14 protein-coding genes are annotated in these 16567 nt (G+C 44.8%); 7 read left to right on the forward strand and 7 right to left on the reverse strand.

The features are described 5' to 3' along the window. Positions 1-16 precede the first annotated feature (16 nt). On the forward strand, positions 17-1060 hold the full coding sequence (gene rluD, locus ACYQ05_RS01710; RefSeq protein ID WP_459817736.1) for a 23S rRNA pseudouridine(1911/1915/1917) synthase RluD: 1044 nt from the start codon (positions 17-19) through the stop codon (positions 1058-1060). Next, positions 1030-1830 carry a peptidoglycan editing factor PgeF gene (gene pgeF, locus ACYQ05_RS01715; RefSeq protein WP_459817738.1) on the forward strand — a complete coding sequence of 267 codons (801 nt, stop codon included), beginning with the start codon at positions 1030-1032 and terminating at the stop codon, positions 1828-1830. Before rluD ends, pgeF begins: the two co-directional genes overlap by 31 nt. 14 nt (positions 1831-1844) lie before the next feature. Here pgeF and ACYQ05_RS01720 read toward each other — a convergent pair whose 3' ends face one another. Both ACYQ05_RS01720 and gloB read right to left on the reverse strand, forming a co-directional pair. After that, a complete protein-coding gene (locus tag ACYQ05_RS01720) occupies positions 1845-3587 on the reverse strand; it encodes a LysM peptidoglycan-binding domain-containing protein (RefSeq protein ID WP_459817740.1) in 1743 nt (580 codons plus the stop codon). A 2-nt stretch (positions 3588-3589) separates the two neighbouring features. Beyond that, positions 3590-4444, reverse strand: a complete 855-nt coding sequence (gloB, locus tag ACYQ05_RS01725) for a hydroxyacylglutathione hydrolase (RefSeq protein WP_459817742.1) — start codon at positions 4442-4444, stop codon at positions 3590-3592. A 64-nt stretch (positions 4445-4508) separates the two neighbouring features. Between gloB and ACYQ05_RS01730 the strand changes: the two genes are divergently transcribed. From ACYQ05_RS01730 to ACYQ05_RS01740, 3 genes are read left to right on the forward strand one after another with little or no spacing between them, the layout of a single operon-like run. Beyond that, a complete protein-coding gene (locus ACYQ05_RS01730; RefSeq protein WP_459817744.1) occupies positions 4509-5294 on the forward strand; it encodes a class I SAM-dependent methyltransferase in 786 nt (261 codons plus the stop codon). After that, entirely contained in the window at positions 5278-5760 is a 483-nt protein-coding gene (gene rnhA / locus ACYQ05_RS01735) for a ribonuclease HI (RefSeq protein ID WP_459817746.1), read from the forward strand. The genes ACYQ05_RS01730 and rnhA overlap by 17 nt, the downstream gene beginning before the upstream one ends. Beyond that, on the forward strand, positions 5757-6614 hold the full coding sequence (locus ACYQ05_RS01740; RefSeq protein ID WP_459817748.1) for a M23 family metallopeptidase: 858 nt from the start codon (positions 5757-5759) through the stop codon (positions 6612-6614). The genes rnhA and ACYQ05_RS01740 overlap by 4 nt, the downstream gene beginning before the upstream one ends. On the opposite strand, the gene dnaQ is transcribed toward ACYQ05_RS01740, so the two are convergent. Beyond that, on the reverse strand, positions 6589-7281 hold the full coding sequence (gene dnaQ / locus ACYQ05_RS01745; protein WP_459817750.1) for a DNA polymerase III subunit epsilon: 693 nt from the start codon (positions 7279-7281) through the stop codon (positions 6589-6591). The genes ACYQ05_RS01740 and dnaQ overlap by 26 nt on opposite strands. A gap of 148 nt (positions 7282-7429) precedes the next feature. Here dnaQ and ACYQ05_RS01750 point away from each other — a divergent pair, with 148 nt between their 5' ends. Next, positions 7430-7855: an FKBP-type peptidyl-prolyl cis-trans isomerase gene (locus tag ACYQ05_RS01750; protein ID WP_459817752.1), complete on the forward strand. Its 426-nt coding sequence runs from the start codon at positions 7430-7432 to the stop codon at positions 7853-7855. Between the two features lie 50 nt (positions 7856-7905). Here the strand turns inward: ACYQ05_RS01750 and mgtE are convergent, their stop codons facing one another. The 4 genes from mgtE to ACYQ05_RS01770 form a co-directional block, all read right to left on the reverse strand. Further along, a complete protein-coding gene (gene mgtE / locus ACYQ05_RS01755; RefSeq protein WP_459817754.1) occupies positions 7906-9267 on the reverse strand; it encodes a magnesium transporter in 1362 nt (453 codons plus the stop codon). A 38-nt stretch (positions 9268-9305) separates the two neighbouring features. Next, complete coding sequence (locus ACYQ05_RS01760; protein ID WP_459817756.1) at positions 9306-10652, reverse strand: hemolysin family protein; 1347 nt, start codon at positions 10650-10652, stop codon at positions 9306-9308. Positions 10653-10701: 49 nt separating this feature from the next. Further along, positions 10702-11661 carry a glucosaminidase domain-containing protein gene (locus ACYQ05_RS01765; RefSeq protein ID WP_459817758.1) on the reverse strand — a complete coding sequence of 320 codons (960 nt, stop codon included), beginning with the start codon at positions 11659-11661 and terminating at the stop codon, positions 10702-10704. Positions 11662-11741: 80 nt separating this feature from the next. Further along, on the reverse strand, positions 11742-12431 hold the full coding sequence (locus tag ACYQ05_RS01770) for an MBL fold metallo-hydrolase (protein WP_459817759.1): 690 nt from the start codon (positions 12429-12431) through the stop codon (positions 11742-11744). Positions 12432-12514: 83 nt separating this feature from the next. Between ACYQ05_RS01770 and hrpA the strand changes: the two genes are divergently transcribed. Beyond that, positions 12515-16540 (forward strand): ATP-dependent RNA helicase HrpA, encoded by a 4026-nt coding sequence (gene hrpA / locus ACYQ05_RS01775; protein WP_459817761.1) that lies wholly within the window; start codon positions 12515-12517, stop codon positions 16538-16540. The last annotated feature ends 27 nt before the right edge of the window (positions 16541-16567 follow it).

Here is a 16567-nt window from a genome sequence, read left to right on the forward strand (position 1 = left end):
AATTGGATAGATAAACTTGAGTACGCAAACTTTAACCGCACAAATCCCTGTCGCACAACAAGGGCAACGACTCGATGCCGCCTTGGCTGAACTATTCCCACAATTTTCTCGCAATCGGATTCAAGAGTGGATTAAAAAAGGCCTTGTGCGTTTAGACGGAGAACCGATTAAAAAACCGCGGCAAACGGTATTGGGAGGGGAGCAGGTCATCCTACAGGCTGAAATTGAAGAGACCGTTGAGGTGGTTGCCCAAGAGGTCCCTTTAGAGATTGAGTATGAAGATGCCGATATTATGGTGATTAATAAGCCAGCAGGCTTAGTGGTGCATCCAGGAGCGGGCAACCCTGACCAGACCTTAATGAATGGCCTGCTTTTTTATAACGAGCAGTTACGAGAAGTTCCCAGAGCAGGGATTGTGCACCGTCTGGATAAAGAGACTTCAGGCTTGATGGTGGTGGCGAAAACGGTTGAAGCGCAAACCCACTTAATTGATCAACTGCAGCGCCACGAAGTGGAACGCGTTTACGATGCAGTGACCGTGGGCAATATTATTTCTGGCGGTACCATTGACCAACCCATTGGTCGTCATCCGCATGATCGAAAAAAAATGGCGGTCGTGGTTTCGGGTGGGAAACCGGCGATTTCACATTATCGAGTGATGGAGCGTTTTCGTGCGCACACCTATGTGCGTGTACAGTTAGAGACCGGGCGTACGCATCAGATTCGGGTGCATATGGCCTCGATTGGTCATCCCTTAGTTGGAGATCCGGTCTATGGTCAAAGGCTGCGCATTCCGAAAGGCATGGATGAAGCATTTATTGAGTTTCTACAGAACTTCCGTCGTCAAGCGCTACATGCTGGTCGTTTAAGTCTCATCCATCCTACTAGCGGCAAGCAGATGACATGGCGTGCACCGGTTCCCGATGATTTTTATGCATTACTTGAAGTGCTGCGAGAAGATACTGAGCGTTATGAAGATGCTTGCAGTGCATATGATGAATTTGATTATGATTATGGCGTAGAAGTGGAATGGGTGACGGATCAAGATATTCCGGAATAAGGGAGGTCGATTGCTTTATCCAACCGAATTGGAAGCTATCGACCTCTGGAGAAGGTCGGGTTCAAGCCCTCTGTTCAACGCGCCAAGGTGGCGTGAGTTTACCGCCTTTTGATACCTTTAATTTAGCTTTGCATGTCGGAGATGATGAAAAAGCTGTGCAAAAAAACCGTCAAATTTTGCAAAAAAATGCCAAAATCCCCAGTCCTGTCTGCTGGCTGGATCAACAACATACGATAAAAGGGGTCTATTTTCATGCCCCCCAAGACCCACAGCAGCCACCGCCTGTAGCGGATGCGAGTTGGACGGATCAACCTCATGTCGTTTTGGCGGTGATGACGGCCGACTGTATGCCGATTTTAGTGACCAATCAAGCGCAAACTGTGGTGGCGGCAATTCATGCCGGTTGGAAAGGGTGTCTGAATGGTGTCATTGAAAATACCGTCGCACAGTTACCAGATAAGCCTGAAAATTTAGTGGCTTGGATTGGACCCTGTATTCGGCAATCAAATTTTGAAGTGGGGGAAGAAGTGATGCAGGCTTTCGTCACTCAAGATCCCGCTACCAGCGCCTATTTTTCCGTGCTTGATGCTGGAAAAACCTATGCAGATTTGGCAGGGCTTGGTCAATTGGCTCTGAAACGTGCTGGGGTGCAAACCATTTTTGACAGTGGACTAGACGCTTTTACGCAAGAGACGCTTTTCTACTCCTATCGTCGAGAAGGCCAAACCGGTCGCATGGCCAGTTTGATTTGGCTATCCTCTGATCATTAGATCGGCTGAGTTGCTTAGACCTGATTATCGTGTTTCGTTTTGTTTTGCGCACGCACTTCATCCCGTTTTTTAGGGGCAGGTTTTTTTGAAGCTTGCTGAGGCTGTTTTGGCAGCCAAACAATGAGCTCTTTACCTGGTTGGAGCAGTTGGTTGCGTTTAATGTGGTTCCATTTGGCAAGCTGGGTTGTGGTGGTGCCATAGCGCTTTGCAACAAGCCAGAGACTTTCTCCTTTTTTCAGCTTATGGACAATTTTTTTGCCATAGTTTGCAGAGCGGATTTCTAACTTTTGTCCAACACGTAAGGGGGTGCGAATGCCAATATTATTCCAGCGGCAGAGCGTGCGCGTGGAAATGTTGTAGTAATTGGCAATGCTCCAAAGCGATTCCCCACGTTTGACGGTATGATAGTATTTAGCGCCATTGTATTTTTGTTGTAACTTTTGGGGGAGTTTTTTGGCATAGTGCTGGGGATAAGGAATCAGCAGTATTTTTCCAGCGCGTATCAGATTGGAGTCCAAGTGGTTAATGCGTTTAATTTCACGAATAGACGTATGATATTTATGAGCAATGGTGCTTAAACTTTCGCCAGAACGGACTTTATGTCGTGCCCACTGAACTTTAAATAGGCTCTTATCTTTCGCCATTTTTTCTTTAAAAATTTCAGCGCACGCTTTAGGTAGCACGAGGTGATGATCGCCATGAGGTGGGGTTGTTGGACGCAGATAACAAGGGTTGAGCTGCTTCATTAACTTTTTCGACACCCCTGTAATTTTACGCACTTTTTCCAAACTGACTTGTTGCTTTAATGGAATGACTTCAATAAAGGGTTTATTAGGAATATCTTCTAAAACGATTTGATATTGATCACGGTGTTTGATTAAGTAGGTGATTGCCAGCAGCTGTGGCACATAGTTTTGTGTCTCTTTGGGGAGATATTTACGAATTGCCCAAAAATCGGCTTTCTGCTTAGGATGGTAACGATGGAATTTTTTTTGTGCTTTGAGCACATTGCCATAGCCTGCATTATAAGAGGCTAAGGCCAATAACCAGTCTTGATCGTTCAGTTCATACAATTTTTGCAAATAGTCAAGTGCCGCATCAGTGCTGTGAAGAATGTCCATGCGACCGTCATACCACCAGTTTTTATCTAGATCATAGAGGTGGGCGGTACCAGGAATAAACTGCCAGAGTCCCGCTGCACTTTGATAGGATTTGGCTTTTGGAGAAAAACCACTCTCTACCGCAGGGAGCAGGACCATTTCATAGGGCATATTGCGTTTTTTGACTTCCTGAAAAATATGATAGAGATAAGGCTTAGCTCTTTTTGAAATGCGCGTTAGATAAGATTTGTGGCGTAAATAGTATTTGAGGTAACTTTGATATTGGTTTTTGTATTTATCTGTTAATTGAAAATGATTGCTCAGCTCTTGCCAGATAGAGAGATCAGCCAAGGAGGCTTTGGGTTTAGGTGTGGATTCAACAGCATTTTGTATCGATTTATTTAGAGTTGTCTGATGGATGTTAAGATCAGCACTTTTAGAAGTCGGAGCGGTGACATCATCCTGACTGGAAGGATGAATCTCGGTATGGCTGACAGTTTTTGGCTGTGTAGGCAGGGATTGGCAGCCAGTTAAGAAGACGGCAGCTAACAGGGAGAATGGGATGAAGGGAAAATTTAAGGCTTTGACCATTTCAAATGATTTAAAAAATTGCGGGGATTGACGGAAAAATAAAAGCAGAGGGGTTAAAACAAACACGATTAAGTCGCTATCCTTTCAAGTTCACCCGTGGCATCTAGTTGATCTTTCCATGCTCGAGTAATGGCAAATAATTCGGCTTTGCTTAAGGTTTCTTTAGCTGGGGTAAAACAAAGCGACTGTTTATTATATAAGGTCTGCTTTAAGGGGTCTAGGTCAAAGCGTAAAAAGGGATTGGTGGCTTTTTCAACGGCCAGCGTTTCAGGTACATTGGGTTGGCCTTTGAGCGTACGTTCAATCACCTGTTGTCGACGCTGTTGAATGGCCGGATTTTCTGGTTCTGCAATCGCAGCAAAATTAATATTCGCCAAAGTATATTCATGACCACAATAGATTAAAGTTTGTTCGGGGAGGTGGCGTAAAGTGAGCAATGAATTGGCCATCTGTTCAGCCGTGCCTTCAAACACACGCCCACACCCTGCGGTAAAGAGGGTGTCTCCGCAAAAAAGAATCGGGCTTTTCCCGTCACCTTGATTGAAGAAAGCGATATGATCCAGAGTGTGCCCTGGAATTTCAATCACTTCAAAAAGGGTGCCAGCCACAGCGACTTTATCGCCCTGTTTGAGTTGATGAGAAATCGGCAGTTCTGGCAGTGTCTGGTGTGTTTTCTCAGAAGCGATGACTTCACATTCGGGAAAAGCGTGTTTCAGCTCGGCGATGCCTTGAGTATGATCCCAATGGTGATGGGTGACTAAAATACCTGCTAATTTCGTACCGGTTTTGTGTAAAAACGCCAAAACAGGCTGTGCTTCCCCCGGATCGACGACCCAAAGATGCTCTGCTTGTCGCATGACCCAGATATAATTGTCTTCTAAAGCGCGAAGGCCGGTGATGGGGATGGCAGTGGTTGGCGTCATTTTTCCCTGTCCTTGTCTGTTTACCGTATAATTCTATCAAATCTCATTAAGTTTAGGTTTTCAGATGTCCCTTAAATTTCAGCAGTTTTTGCAAAAGTGGTTCCAGACGACAGCGGGTCGTTCACTTCTAAAGCAAGAACAGCAATTGGTAGAGCGAGCGCTGTCTCATTTATTTGGCTTCTACCTTGTTCAACTTGGGGCGGTTTACCCTTCTCCTCACTCTTTTTTGGAAAAGAGTCGAACGCAAAATAAAATCCTGTTAGATGAAGAACAGACAGTCTATCCGCAACTGCTTTTTATCAAAGGGGATTTGGATTATCTGCCTTTTCAAAAAGAGAGTATTGATGTAGTGTTTATGCCGCATACATTGGAAACGGTGGAAGATCCCTATCATCTGCTGCGCCAAGTGGACCGCATTTTGGTGCCAGAAGGGCACGTGGTGATCACGGGGTTTAATCCTTTAGGGTGTGCGATTTTAAAGCAGCGTTTAGTCAAGCGGGATGTGAATTTCAAAAATGCCCATATTATGAAAATGGACAGAGTGGTGGATTGGCTAAATCTACTCAGCTATGAGATTGAAATCGCGGAATACAGTCAGGTGACCTGCTTGGGATGGGGTGAAAAAGGAGAAGAGAGCTTGTCCTTTAAGATTATGGAGAATTTGGAGCTAGGGCTGGAGAAGGTCGGCCTCAATTTAGGCAATCTTTATTGTGTGGTGGGGCGCAAGCGGGTTGAATCACCCAAACCCGTAGGACTGAATTGGCGTCTGGCAAATTGGCTCCCGGTCAATAAAGGCGTTGCTGTTAACTCGACACGTACCCAGGAACAACGTTATGACAGATCAAAATAAATCATTACCCAAAGTTGAAATTTATACCGATGGGGGTTGTCGTGGCAACCCGGGTCCTGGCGGCTGGGGGGTGATTTTGAAATATGGAGATGTGGTCAAAGAATTAAAGGGGGGATCAGATCACACCACCAACAATCAGATGGAATTGATGGCTGCGATTCAGGCCTTTGAGGCGCTTAATCGTCCCTGTGAAGTTGATTTGACAACGGATTCTCAATATGTCAAAAGTGGCATTACGCAGTGGATTCAAAATTGGAAGAAAAAAAATTGGAGAACAGCGGCGAATAAACCGGTGAAAAATAAAGAACTCTGGCAACGGCTGGATCAGGCCATTGCCCCCCATACCGTCCATTGGCATTGGGTCAAGGGACACAGCGGACACCCAGAAAATGAACGGGTGGATGAATTAGCCAATGAAGCGATGGATGAGAAGGTCGCTCAGTCTAAAGGACAAAAACAGAGATGAAGATGATTCAAAAGGGACTTTTCTTCTGTTTAATGGCTTGGAGTCTGGTGACTCAGGCGGAGATGCAGGTAGAAAAAGGAGCTTTAACCCAGGGGGGCTTTGTGATTTTAAAAACACAACCTGGGCAGGTGTGGCAGTATCATGGCCATCAGTTAAAAGCGGATAAAGAGGGGCATATTTTAATCGGATTTGGTCGGGACGCACAACGTAAACAGGTAATCACTCGATTGCAAGCAGGGCACCCTGTTGAGAAGATTGTCTTAAAGATCCAACCGCGTCATTACACGGTACAACGCATTAATGGCTTGCCTAAGAATAAGGTGACGCCAGATAAAAAAACGCTGAAAAAGATTTGGCAAGACATTCGCTTGGCCAAACAAGCGCGACGCATTGTATTACCCACCCCTTATTTTAACAGTGGTTTCATTTGGCCGACTTCTGGCATTATCAGTGGCATTTATGGCTCTCAGCGTATTTTAAACGGTCATCCACGTCGGCCGCATCTGGGTGTGGATATTGCCGCGCCCGTTGGCCGCTTGGTGGTCGCGCCGGCTGATGGAGAGGTGACACTGGCTAAAAATATGGTACTCAGTGGTCATACTTTAATGGTGGATCACGGTTGGGGGTTACGTTCAACCATGATGCATCTGCATAAAATGTATGTCAAAGAAGGGCAGAAAGTTAAAAAAGGGGAGCCGATTGGCGAAGTGGGGCAGACAGGTCGCGCTACGGGACCGCATGTTCACTGGGGCATGAGCTGGTTTAATACGCGGTTGGATCCTTCTTTAGCGATTTTATCAACGCCAACCTTAAAACCAGGCGATCGGGTTACCAATTCTTGGGTTGACCGCTGATTTCATTAAGTTTTTGTAAATAGGCTTGATGCGCACTGAGCTCTTCAGGCGTGGGTTGAATCACAGGCAAGGGCTCGGAGAAAGTGCGTTGAGTGTGCATTTTGACCCGTTCTGTACTTTCGCTCACGCCATCAAAGAGGGCGGTTTGTCCACCTGTCATGGCGAGATAAACATCGGCTAAAATCTCAGAATCCAGTAAAGCGCCATGCAGTTCACGATGACTGTTATTAATGCCTAAGCGTCGACAGAGCGCATCTAAGGTGTTGCGTTGTCCAGGATAGATTTTTTGCGCCATTTTCAGCGTATCGGTAATGGTGCAGTGGTCTTCAAGTTTGCCCCATGGATTGTGCTGCAGCAGTGAGAGTTCATGATTAATAAAGCCCACATCAAAAGGGGCATTGTGAATCAGCAATTCAGCGCCGCTGACGAAAGCCATAAACTCATCCACGATTTCGGCAAAAGTCGGTTTATCCGCCAAAAATTCTTCGGTAATCCCATGCACTTGCACCACTTCCTGAGGGACATCGCGCTGCGGGTTGATATATTGATGATAGTGTTCACCGGTGAGTTTACGTTTAACGACTTCCACTGCTCCAATTTCTAGGATGCGGTGCCCTTCATGAGGGTGCAGACCAGTTGTTTCCGTATCAAGTACAATTTGACGCATTTTCTTTGCTTTATTCCTTTACAATATTTGAGAGACCTTTGCATGAGACATGAGGTGATTCCACGGCAAAAAATTTTATCGCGTTTTTCGCTCATGTATCACTGATCAAAAGATCGATTACCATTTTAACAAAACAAGGTAAAGCACAATGAGAATTACAAATGGCAGTCACGTTACTTTTCATTATGAATTGAGAGATGAAGAGGGCAACTTAATTGAGTCCACTTTTGAAGGAGAGCCGGTCGATTATATTCATGGCGAAGAGCAGATTATTGAGGGGCTGGAAGCGTTAATGGAAGGCGAAGAGCCTGGCTTTGAAGCTAAGGCCACCATCCCACCCGAAAAAGCCTATGGGGTGGTGAGTGATGATTTGATTGTGTATGCAGGTCCAGAGAATTTTGACGACAATGTTGAAATCAAAGTGGGTGAAACCGTAGAAACGGAAGATCCAGAGGGCGAAACCATCGTTTTCCGTATTATTGAAGTAGAAGAAGATAAGGTTTATCTTGATGGGAATCACCCATTAGCGGGTAAGACCTTGCAATATAAAGTGGAAGTCGTGGATGTGAAGTAGTTTATGGACTTTTCATAAATAAAAAAGCCATGCACAAGCATGGCTTTTTATTATTGATGCAAAATAAACAGCGTTGCCAATCCTAAGAAGGAGAGGAAGCCGGCAACATCCGTAATGGTGGTTAAGATCACCGCACCCGAGAGGGCTGGATCAATCCCCATTTTTTTGAGTAAAAGTGGAATCGCGATCCCTGAGAGATTAGCGATGGTCATATTGATGATAATCGCTAGAAAGATCACGAGACTAATCATCGTATTGTTAAACCATAACTGTGCAATAACGGCAACCACAATGGCCCAAATGACGCCATTAATTAAGCCCACCCACAGTTCTTTGTTAAATAACCACCAGCGGTTATTCCCACCAATTTGTCCCAAAGCTAAACCGCGAATCACAACGGCCAATGTTTGCGAGCCGGCAATCCCCCCCATACTGGCCACCACGGGCATTAATACAGCCAGTGCCACCACTTTGGACAAAACATCCTCAAACTGACCGATGACAAATGAGGCTAAAAATGCGGTCGCCAGATTAATCCCTAACCAAACAGCACGACTTTTAGCCGTTTCTGGAATGGGGGCAAATAGATCATCCTCTTCACTCACCCCAGACATATTCATCATGGTGGCTTCATCATCTTCACTGATGATTTCCATAATATCATCAATATTTAACTGCCCGACCAGCTTGCCTTCCTCATTTACCACAGGCGCAAAGTGCAACCCTTTGGCACGCAGAATAGAGGCGGCGTCTCGAATATCCATCGTATCAATCAACGCGACGGGTTGACGCATATGCGCTTTGACCAGATCTTCTTGCGGATATTTAATTAAATCCACCAGACTGATCGTGCCCACTAGATGTCCTGCCTTATCGACCACCAGAATTTCTTGGGTTTCGTCGTCGAGCAGATCTTTCATGCGCACAAAGCGCTGAACGGTTTCAAGGGTGACATCTTCTTTGACATTGACCGTTTCGGGGTCCATATAGTGACCCACGACATCCTTATCATAGGATTGTAGTTTTTCAACCTGCTCTTTAGTCTCTTCATCGAGCTGATTGATCACATCTTCTTTAATCTCTTCATCCACCGTATCTAGGATTTCAGAGATCTCTTGAGCATCCAAATCTTTGGTGACTTCGGTCACATCTTCCGAATCCATCTGCTCCATTAAAGTGGTTCGGACGTCATCACTGAGCTCGGCCAGTACTTCGCCTCGTTCCTCTTCAGGAATGCATTGCCAAAGCTTTAGACGCGTTTCAATTGGAAAAGATTCCAGTAGGTTGGCAATTTCAGCTGGGGTGTGTTCTTTGAAAAAAGCACACACCTCAGAAGGTTTGTTCTGTTCAAGCAGCGCCTGTAGTTCAAGTAGCTGCTTTTCTCTAGAGCGTAAAATTTCTTCTTGTTGCATGGTGTGTTCCTTTTCTCTTGGGTACTGCGATGTGTTAATTAGTTGGTTTCTTCAGAAGTTTGCTGTTCAGCCTCAGTCAGTCTTTTGACGAACACTTTTTCTGGTCGGTGGTTTTGTATTTCCAGCACCTTAAAAAACCAACCGTCATACTCAATGGTATCGCCAACATTGGCCAGTCCATTGAGCTTTAGCATAATCAGTCCTGAAAGGGTACTGACATCTAAAGGTTCACTAAATTTGGTATGGGTCAATTTTTCAAATTCATGAATTGGCGTTAACCCATCGACTTCGAAACCTTGGTAAATATCAACTTTTTCATTTTCTTGATGCACATGAACCACTTCATCATCCAGTTCATCGGCAATTTCTCCAACAATTTCCTCAATCAAGTCTTCCATGGTAATTAAGCCGGAGAAAGCCCCATGTTCATCAATAACAAAAGCCATATGTGCATTTTTACAGCGCATTTCATCAAAGGCTTTTTGTAACCCCATCAATTCAGGGATAATCAATGGCTCCCGTGCGATTTTTCTCAGTAATTCATGGGTCACCTCTTTGTGATCCAATATTTGACTGGTCAAATCTTTGACCAATAGGACGCCAATAGGATTTTCTAAGCCCCCATCAGTCAGTGGAAAGCGAGAATGTCCTTTGCTTTTGATGCGATTTAAAATATCTTCAAGTGGTTGCTGTAAATCCACATAGTCCACTTGATTGCGCGGCACCATAATATCGCGCACAATGCGATTATCAAATTCAAACATGTTTTGAATCATATCGGCTTTAGAGTCATCCACCGTACCGTGTTCTGAGGCGGTTTCAATCAACTCGCTCAACTCTTCCGCACTGAAGATCTCTTCATGAGAGGCTTCTTTAATTCCCATTGCACGCAGGATAGACCCTGAAGCCCAGTGAAGCGCTTTCGTTAAGGGGTAACTTATCCAATAAAAGCCTTCAAGCGGAAGTGTCACCCAAAGTGAAACCGAATCCGGTTTGCGAATGGCAAAAGTTTTCGGTACTTGCTCACCTATGACAATATGCAAAGAAGAAAAGAGAATAAAGCCGATTAGAAAGGCGGTCGGATGCAAGATTTCTTCCGGCATACCGATGCTGTGAAACAACGGCTCTAGAAGTTTGGCAACAGCGGGCTCTCCGACCCATCCTAAGCCAAGAGAGGCCATGGTAATCCCAAGCTGACAGGCTGCCAGATAGGATTCCAAATTGTTTTTAATCTTTAGGAGGAGTTTGCCCGTTAAGCCACCTTCTTTAGCAAAAGTTTCCGCCTTTCCCATTCGCACTTTAACCAGGGCGAATTCTGCGGCAACAAAAAAGCCATTGGTGATCAACAATAAAACAATAATAATTAAGCTAGTGGTTGTATCCATGGTTTTCCTAAAAAGTGTGTTGTTAAAAATGGATGAATAGAAAATATTACTATTGTGTCAATTCCTGCATTTTCAAGATCTCCCGTAATTTGTCATCATATTTTTTCAGTTTATTATGACGAATCATGGATTTCAGTGTTCGTACATAGACCTCTTTTCGTTGAGAGTAGTTAATCAGCCCTTCTACTAAATAGATGCCATAGGGGAATTTATGCGCTTGTTTGATCAGGTCCCAGCGAATATCTCTCACGGGTTTGTATGCGCGATGTGAATTAATGTTTAACATATAGCTGCGAACTGAATCGAGAATAGAATCAAACTTTTTGACAGCGTGGTAACGTTTAGGATCCATCTGTCTGGGTTCAATACCGCAGCCTTTTTTAAAACACCACTGACCAAAGTAGTTGTTGCCTTGTTTTGCAAAACGTGAGGTGCCCCAAGCGGTTTCGTTTGCCGCTTGAGCTAAAGCCATTGAGGGCGCAATAAGCAGCACTTTATAGAGTAAAGCTTGTTTTATTTCATCGGTACTTTTGCCTTGAGTTTTTACGGCATAAGACTGAATCAACCGCTGCCATTTTGGATGGTTCTCTTCATAGGGATGTGACGCAATCCAAGCTCTATCTTGCATAATCTCAAGATTGGCCTGTTCAATTTTGGGATACATCAACTCAAAAAACTTTTGTTTTTTTAGCTGAATAGGGGTCAGTGGTTTTTGCGTTACCTTTTGAGTAGTCGTCTTTTTCGGCAATTCTGTAGGCTGATTTGCTTGAGAATGTGGTGCTGTTGTTTGCGCTACCTTTTGCACGGGTGCGTTTTTCGACAAATCTGTAGGCTGATTTGTCTGAATGGCAGGCGCAGCTGTTTGCGCTACCTTTTGCACGGGTGCTTTTTCCGGTAAATCTGTAGGCTGATTTGTCTGAGTGGTAGGCGCAGGCGGAATGAACCAGTATAGCCCAAAGACCAGGAAAATAATCAGGAGGAATAAAAGATTTGTTAAGCGTATTTTCATAAGTACTCCATAAGTAAAATCAAAAATAATAAAAAACCCGGATAAACCGGGCTAAGGTTTTATCTTATGATTAATAGAGGTTAATCAATATTGCCGCATTTTAAATTGCCCGGAACGGATATATCAATAAGGCGTGGCCGTGGCAGATTGAGATTGTCCATAATGGCTTCAAACTCCTCATAAGATCGGTTATTGCCAATGCGTACATTAAATTTTTTCTCTTCCCCGATGGTACTTTGCGTAAAACCTTGATAATCATGAGCAGGGAAAACCCGTGTCTCATCCGGTAGGTCATTAAAAAGACGATGTAAAGAAGCATACATCGCTTGAGTGCTGCCTAATTGAAAATCCGTACGACCACAATCACGGACAAAGAGCGTATCTCCCGTAAAAGCTGCGCCATCAATGACATAGGTAATATCATTATTGGTATGGCCAGGCGTATGCCATACAGTAATCACCTGATCGCCTAATTTAAAAGTATCACCTTCATCTGCTAGAATGTCCGCACATTCCGCCCCTGAATTTTTATGCACGACAATTTTGGCCCCTGTTGCTTCTCTTAAAGGGCCGGCACCGGTAATATGATCGGCATGGATATGGGTTTCCAATAGGTATTTTACATTTAACCCCAATTCCTTAATATGTTGTAGATCTCGCTCAACTTGTTCGTGCACAGTGTCGATAATGGCTGCTTCTTTGGTGACTTCATCCCATATAATGTAGGTGTAGGTCCAGGTGTCATAATCAAACAGTTGACGGATTTTCATATTACAATACCTCTCTTTAAGCAATTCCAGATGGTCCAATCGACAAATTATCACTTTTAATACACTAAAAATCAACTAAATTTATGTCCTTAGAAAATATTTTTATGCTTGAGGCGTTGCAATCTCCAGAACACTTAGAAGCCTTATTAAAAAGGTGTCAAATTCGGGATCGGCATCGTCTCAAATATCAGTTTCAGCGCCTAGTGCAGCAGAAAAAGCGCATTAAAAACCCTGAGCAACAAGCCAAATGGCAGCAGGACTGGGAAATTTGGCAACAAAAAGTCAAACAATCCATAGCGTTGACGGAGCAACGTCAGCAAAAGGTCCCACAACCCATTGTTTATGACGAAAATCTACCGGTGGCGCAAAGGCGTGAAGCGCTAATTCAACTGATAAAAAATCATCAGGTTGTGGTGATTGCCGGAGAGACGGGATCAGGTAAAACCACACAGATTCCGAAAATGTGCTTAGAGGCCGGACAAGGTGTGGCTGGGCGTATTGGCTGTACTCAGCCACGTCGTCTCGCTGCGCGCAGTGTGGCTGAGCGGGTTGCGGAAGAGCTCGGTTCGCAGTTGGGCGAATTAGTGGGCTATCAAGTGCGATTTCATGATCAGGTGAAGTCTGACAGCTTAATCAAAGTGATGACCGATGGGATTTTATTGGCTGAAGTGCAGAATGATCCTTATCTCAATCAGTATGACACCATTATTATTGATGAAGCCCATGAGCGCAGCATCAATATCGACTTTTTATTGGGCATTTTAAAGAAGCTGCTCCCCAAGCGCCCAGATTTAAAGGTGGTCATCACTTCGGCCACCATTGATGTCAATCGATTTGCCGAGTTTTTTCAGGAGGAAGTTCCCAATCAAAAAGTACCGGTGGTTGAAGTTTCCGGACGTACCTATCCAGTGGAAGTGCGCTATCGTCCCTTAGCCACCTATACCGATGATGAAGGGAATGAGTTTGAGCAGGACATGACCACCGGTATTTTACATGCGTTGGATGAATTGCAACAGATAGATCCTTTTGGGGATGTGTTGGTCTTTCAGGTGGGGGAGCGGGACATTAAAGAGACCGCCGAAGCGCTGCGTAAGCAAAATTTAAAAGATACGGAAGTCATTCCCCTCTATGCGCGCTTGTCTATGAGTGAGCAGAATAAAGTCTTTCAAACGTCACAAAAGCGGCGCATTATTTTGGCGACCAATGTGGCGGAAACTTCGCTCACGGTGCCAGGTATTAAGTTTGTGATAGACCCTGGACTTAGTCGCATCAGCCGTTACAGTGTGCGTTCTAAAGTGCAGCGGTTGCCGGTGGAGAAAATTTCACAAGCCTCCGCCAACCAACGAAAAGGTCGTTGCGGACGGGTGAGCTCGGGAGTTTGTATTCGACTCTACAGTGAAGAAGATTTTCAGTCCCGTCCGCCTTTTACCGATCCAGAAATAAAGCGTACTGCGCTTTCGACCGTGCTGTTACAGATGGCGCAATTGAAGTTGGGCGATGTGAAACGTTTTCCTTTTATTGAGCCCCCTGAAGAGAAGGCGGTGAATGATGGTTATCGTCATCTGCAAGCCTTAGGCGCCATGGATGCACACCGTAAACTGACGCCACAAGGGCGGCAGATTGCCAAGCTGCCGGTAGACCCTTCTATTGCCAAAATGGTGTTGGAAGCAGAAAAGCGTGGCGTATTGACAGAAGTATTGGTGATTGCATCGGTGTTGAGTATGCAAGACCCAAGGGATCTCAATGAAAGCAATATGCAAGCCGCACGACAGGCGCATAAAAAATGGGAAGATCCGCGTTCGGATTTTCTATTTTTTCTCAATCTTTGGCACTTTTATGAAGAGAAAAGACGCCATCTAAGTCAAAATAAACTGCGTAAGCTGTGTAAAACCAATTACCTGAATTATTTACGCATGCGTGAATGGCATGATTTGTTTTTCCAATTGGAAACCAGTTTAAAACGCATTGGGTTGCATCCGAAACCGCTGCATCTTTTAGAAGAGGTCAAAGATCCCAAAACCGGCGTGGTGCATGATCGATTATCCGACCTGCACAGCATTGCGGTTCATCAATCACTGATGGCTGGATTGTTGGACAATATCGCCATGCGCGGGGATGAAAAGGACAAAAGCTATACGGGTGCGCGCAATACCAAGCTGTTTATTCATCCCGGTTCTGTACTGTTTAAAAAGCGGCCAAAGTGGTTATTGTCTGCCGAGTTGGTGGAGACCACAAAACTCTATGCGCGTACCAATGCCGAAATTGATGTGCGTTGGGTGGAAGCTTTGGCCAAACATTTGATCAAACGCAGTTACCAAGATCCACATTGGGAGAAAAAGCGCGGGCAGGTCGGCGCCTATGAGTCGGTGACCCTCTACGGATTACCAATTATCAATCGCCGAAAAATTAATTACGGTCCGATTGATCCCAAAGAGTCACACAAAATCTTCTTGTTAGCTCTGGCGCAAGGGGAAGTGAATACACGTCTGCCTTTTTATCGTCACAATCAACAGCTGATTCAGCAGGTTGAAGCGTTGGAGCATAAGCTACGGCGTCCGGATTACTTGGTCGATGAATCGGTTTTATATGAATTTTATGCAGAAAAAATTCCCGAGACGATTTACAGTCAGCCGGCATTTGAAAAGTGGGTAAAAAATGCGCCGCCTGAAGTCGAACAATCGCTCTATTTAAGCGAAGCAGATCTGCTAAAACAACAGGTATCTGAAGAGGTACTGAAAGCCTATCCCAATCAGGTGACGTTGAAAAACCAGCTGCAGCTTAAGGTGGATTATCACTTTGATCCACGTAAAGCTGAGGATGGGGTAATTTTTCACTTAAAAGTCAGTAACTTAAATTTGGTGCAGCCGCAACAGTTTGAGTGGCTTACGCCGGGGTTTATTAAGGAGAAAATTGCCTTTTATATTAAAAGTCTGCCTAAAGGTTTACGTAAACAGTTTGTACCCGTACCGCAAACGGCAGAACGGGTGTGGCAGCAGATGGCGCCAGAAAATCCTAAGCGCGGTAATTTTTTAGAGCAACTTGTTTGGGCACTGAATCGAATCGGCCAGCAACCGGTGAAGGCAGAGGACTTTGCACAGGTCAAACTGCCAAATCATCTCAAACCTTTCTTTATTCTCCAATCCGATGATGGCAAAAAGGTGCTGGCAAAAAGTGAAGATCTACAGCAATTGAAAGCGGATTATCAACATCTGGTCGATCAAAAAATAGCGCAGCATTCGGTGAGCCAGTTTGCGCAAAAAACTGTGACTATCTGGGATTTTGGCGACTTAGCCGACTCCGAAACCCTGCAAACGAAAGGCGGACAAATCAAAGCTTATCCCACTTTAAAAGTGGAAGCGGATCAAGTGGTATTGACCTTAATGTCAGACCCAGCATTGGCTGCTGAAGCGCATGCCCAAGCCGTGTTAAAACTGATTCAGCAGCAGTTGCCAGATAAGGTGAAATACCTACAAAGGCAACTGCCTCTACAAAAAGCCTGTCTCTGTTTTGCCCCTTATGGGAGCTGCGAACATTTAACCCAACAAGTGGTACAGCGCGCTTTGCGGCAATTAGTTCCCGAGCCGGGGCAGATCCGCACGCAACAAGCCTTTGAACAGGCGGTGGAACAGGTACGCAGTCACTGGGTGGCGGAATCGCAAAAATTAGCAAAGTTGGTCAGTGAGATTTTAACGGAACATCAAAAATTGGCCAAACAGCTGAAAGGCAAAATCAATCCCCGCTGGCTCGCTGCATTAGAGAGTTTAGAAGATATTCGCCATCAGCTGGAGACATTAATTTCTCCTAATTTTGTCGCTGAAACCCCCGATCCTTGGTTGGCACAACTGCCGCGTTATCTAAAAGGGTTGCAAAAACGGCTGGAGAAATTAGATTTAGATCCGAACAAAGACCTACAAACATTGCGTACTCTAAAACCGTTATTAGCGCAGTTTGAACAGAGGCAAGCTGAACCGACTTATGCCAAAAATCCTGAGTTTATTGAGTTGCGTTGGCAGTTGGAGGAGTTAAGAATTAGCCTATTTGCGCAGCCGATGAAAACACTTAAACCGGTTTCGATTCAACGCTTAGAAAAAGCGCTTAAAGCACTTTAAATGTGATTATAATCCACTTGTTAATAT

Source organism: Galenea microaerophila (genome assembly GCF_054657255.1).

Excerpts from the sequence above, each read along its gene's own strand:
- hrpA (WP_459817761.1), top strand. The coding sequence starts at position 12,515 with ATGTCCTTAGAAAATATTTTTATGCTTGAGGCGTTGCAATCTCCAGAA.
- ACYQ05_RS01765 (WP_459817758.1), bottom strand. The coding sequence starts at position 11,661 with ATGAAAATACGCTTAACAAATCTTTTATTCCTCCTGATTATTTTCCTG.
- ACYQ05_RS01730 (WP_459817744.1), top strand. The coding sequence starts at position 4,509 with ATGTCCCTTAAATTTCAGCAGTTTTTGCAAAAGTGGTTCCAGACGACA.
- ACYQ05_RS01750 (WP_459817752.1), top strand. The coding sequence starts at position 7,430 with ATGAGAATTACAAATGGCAGTCACGTTACTTTTCATTATGAATTGAGA.
- mgtE (WP_459817754.1), bottom strand. The coding sequence starts at position 9,267 with ATGCAACAAGAAGAAATTTTACGCTCTAGAGAAAAGCAGCTACTTGAA.
- pgeF (WP_459817738.1), top strand. The coding sequence starts at position 1,030 with ATGGGTGACGGATCAAGATATTCCGGAATAAGGGAGGTCGATTGCTTT.
- ACYQ05_RS01760 (WP_459817756.1), bottom strand. The coding sequence starts at position 10,652 with ATGGATACAACCACTAGCTTAATTATTATTGTTTTATTGTTGATCACC.
- gloB (WP_459817742.1), bottom strand. The coding sequence starts at position 4,444 with ATGACGCCAACCACTGCCATCCCCATCACCGGCCTTCGCGCTTTAGAA.
- rnhA (WP_459817746.1), top strand. The coding sequence starts at position 5,278 with ATGACAGATCAAAATAAATCATTACCCAAAGTTGAAATTTATACCGAT.
- ACYQ05_RS01770 (WP_459817759.1), bottom strand. The coding sequence starts at position 12,431 with ATGAAAATCCGTCAACTGTTTGATTATGACACCTGGACCTACACCTAC.
- ACYQ05_RS01740 (WP_459817748.1), top strand. The coding sequence starts at position 5,757 with ATGAAGATGATTCAAAAGGGACTTTTCTTCTGTTTAATGGCTTGGAGT.
- dnaQ (WP_459817750.1), bottom strand. The coding sequence starts at position 7,281 with ATGCGTCAAATTGTACTTGATACGGAAACAACTGGTCTGCACCCTCAT.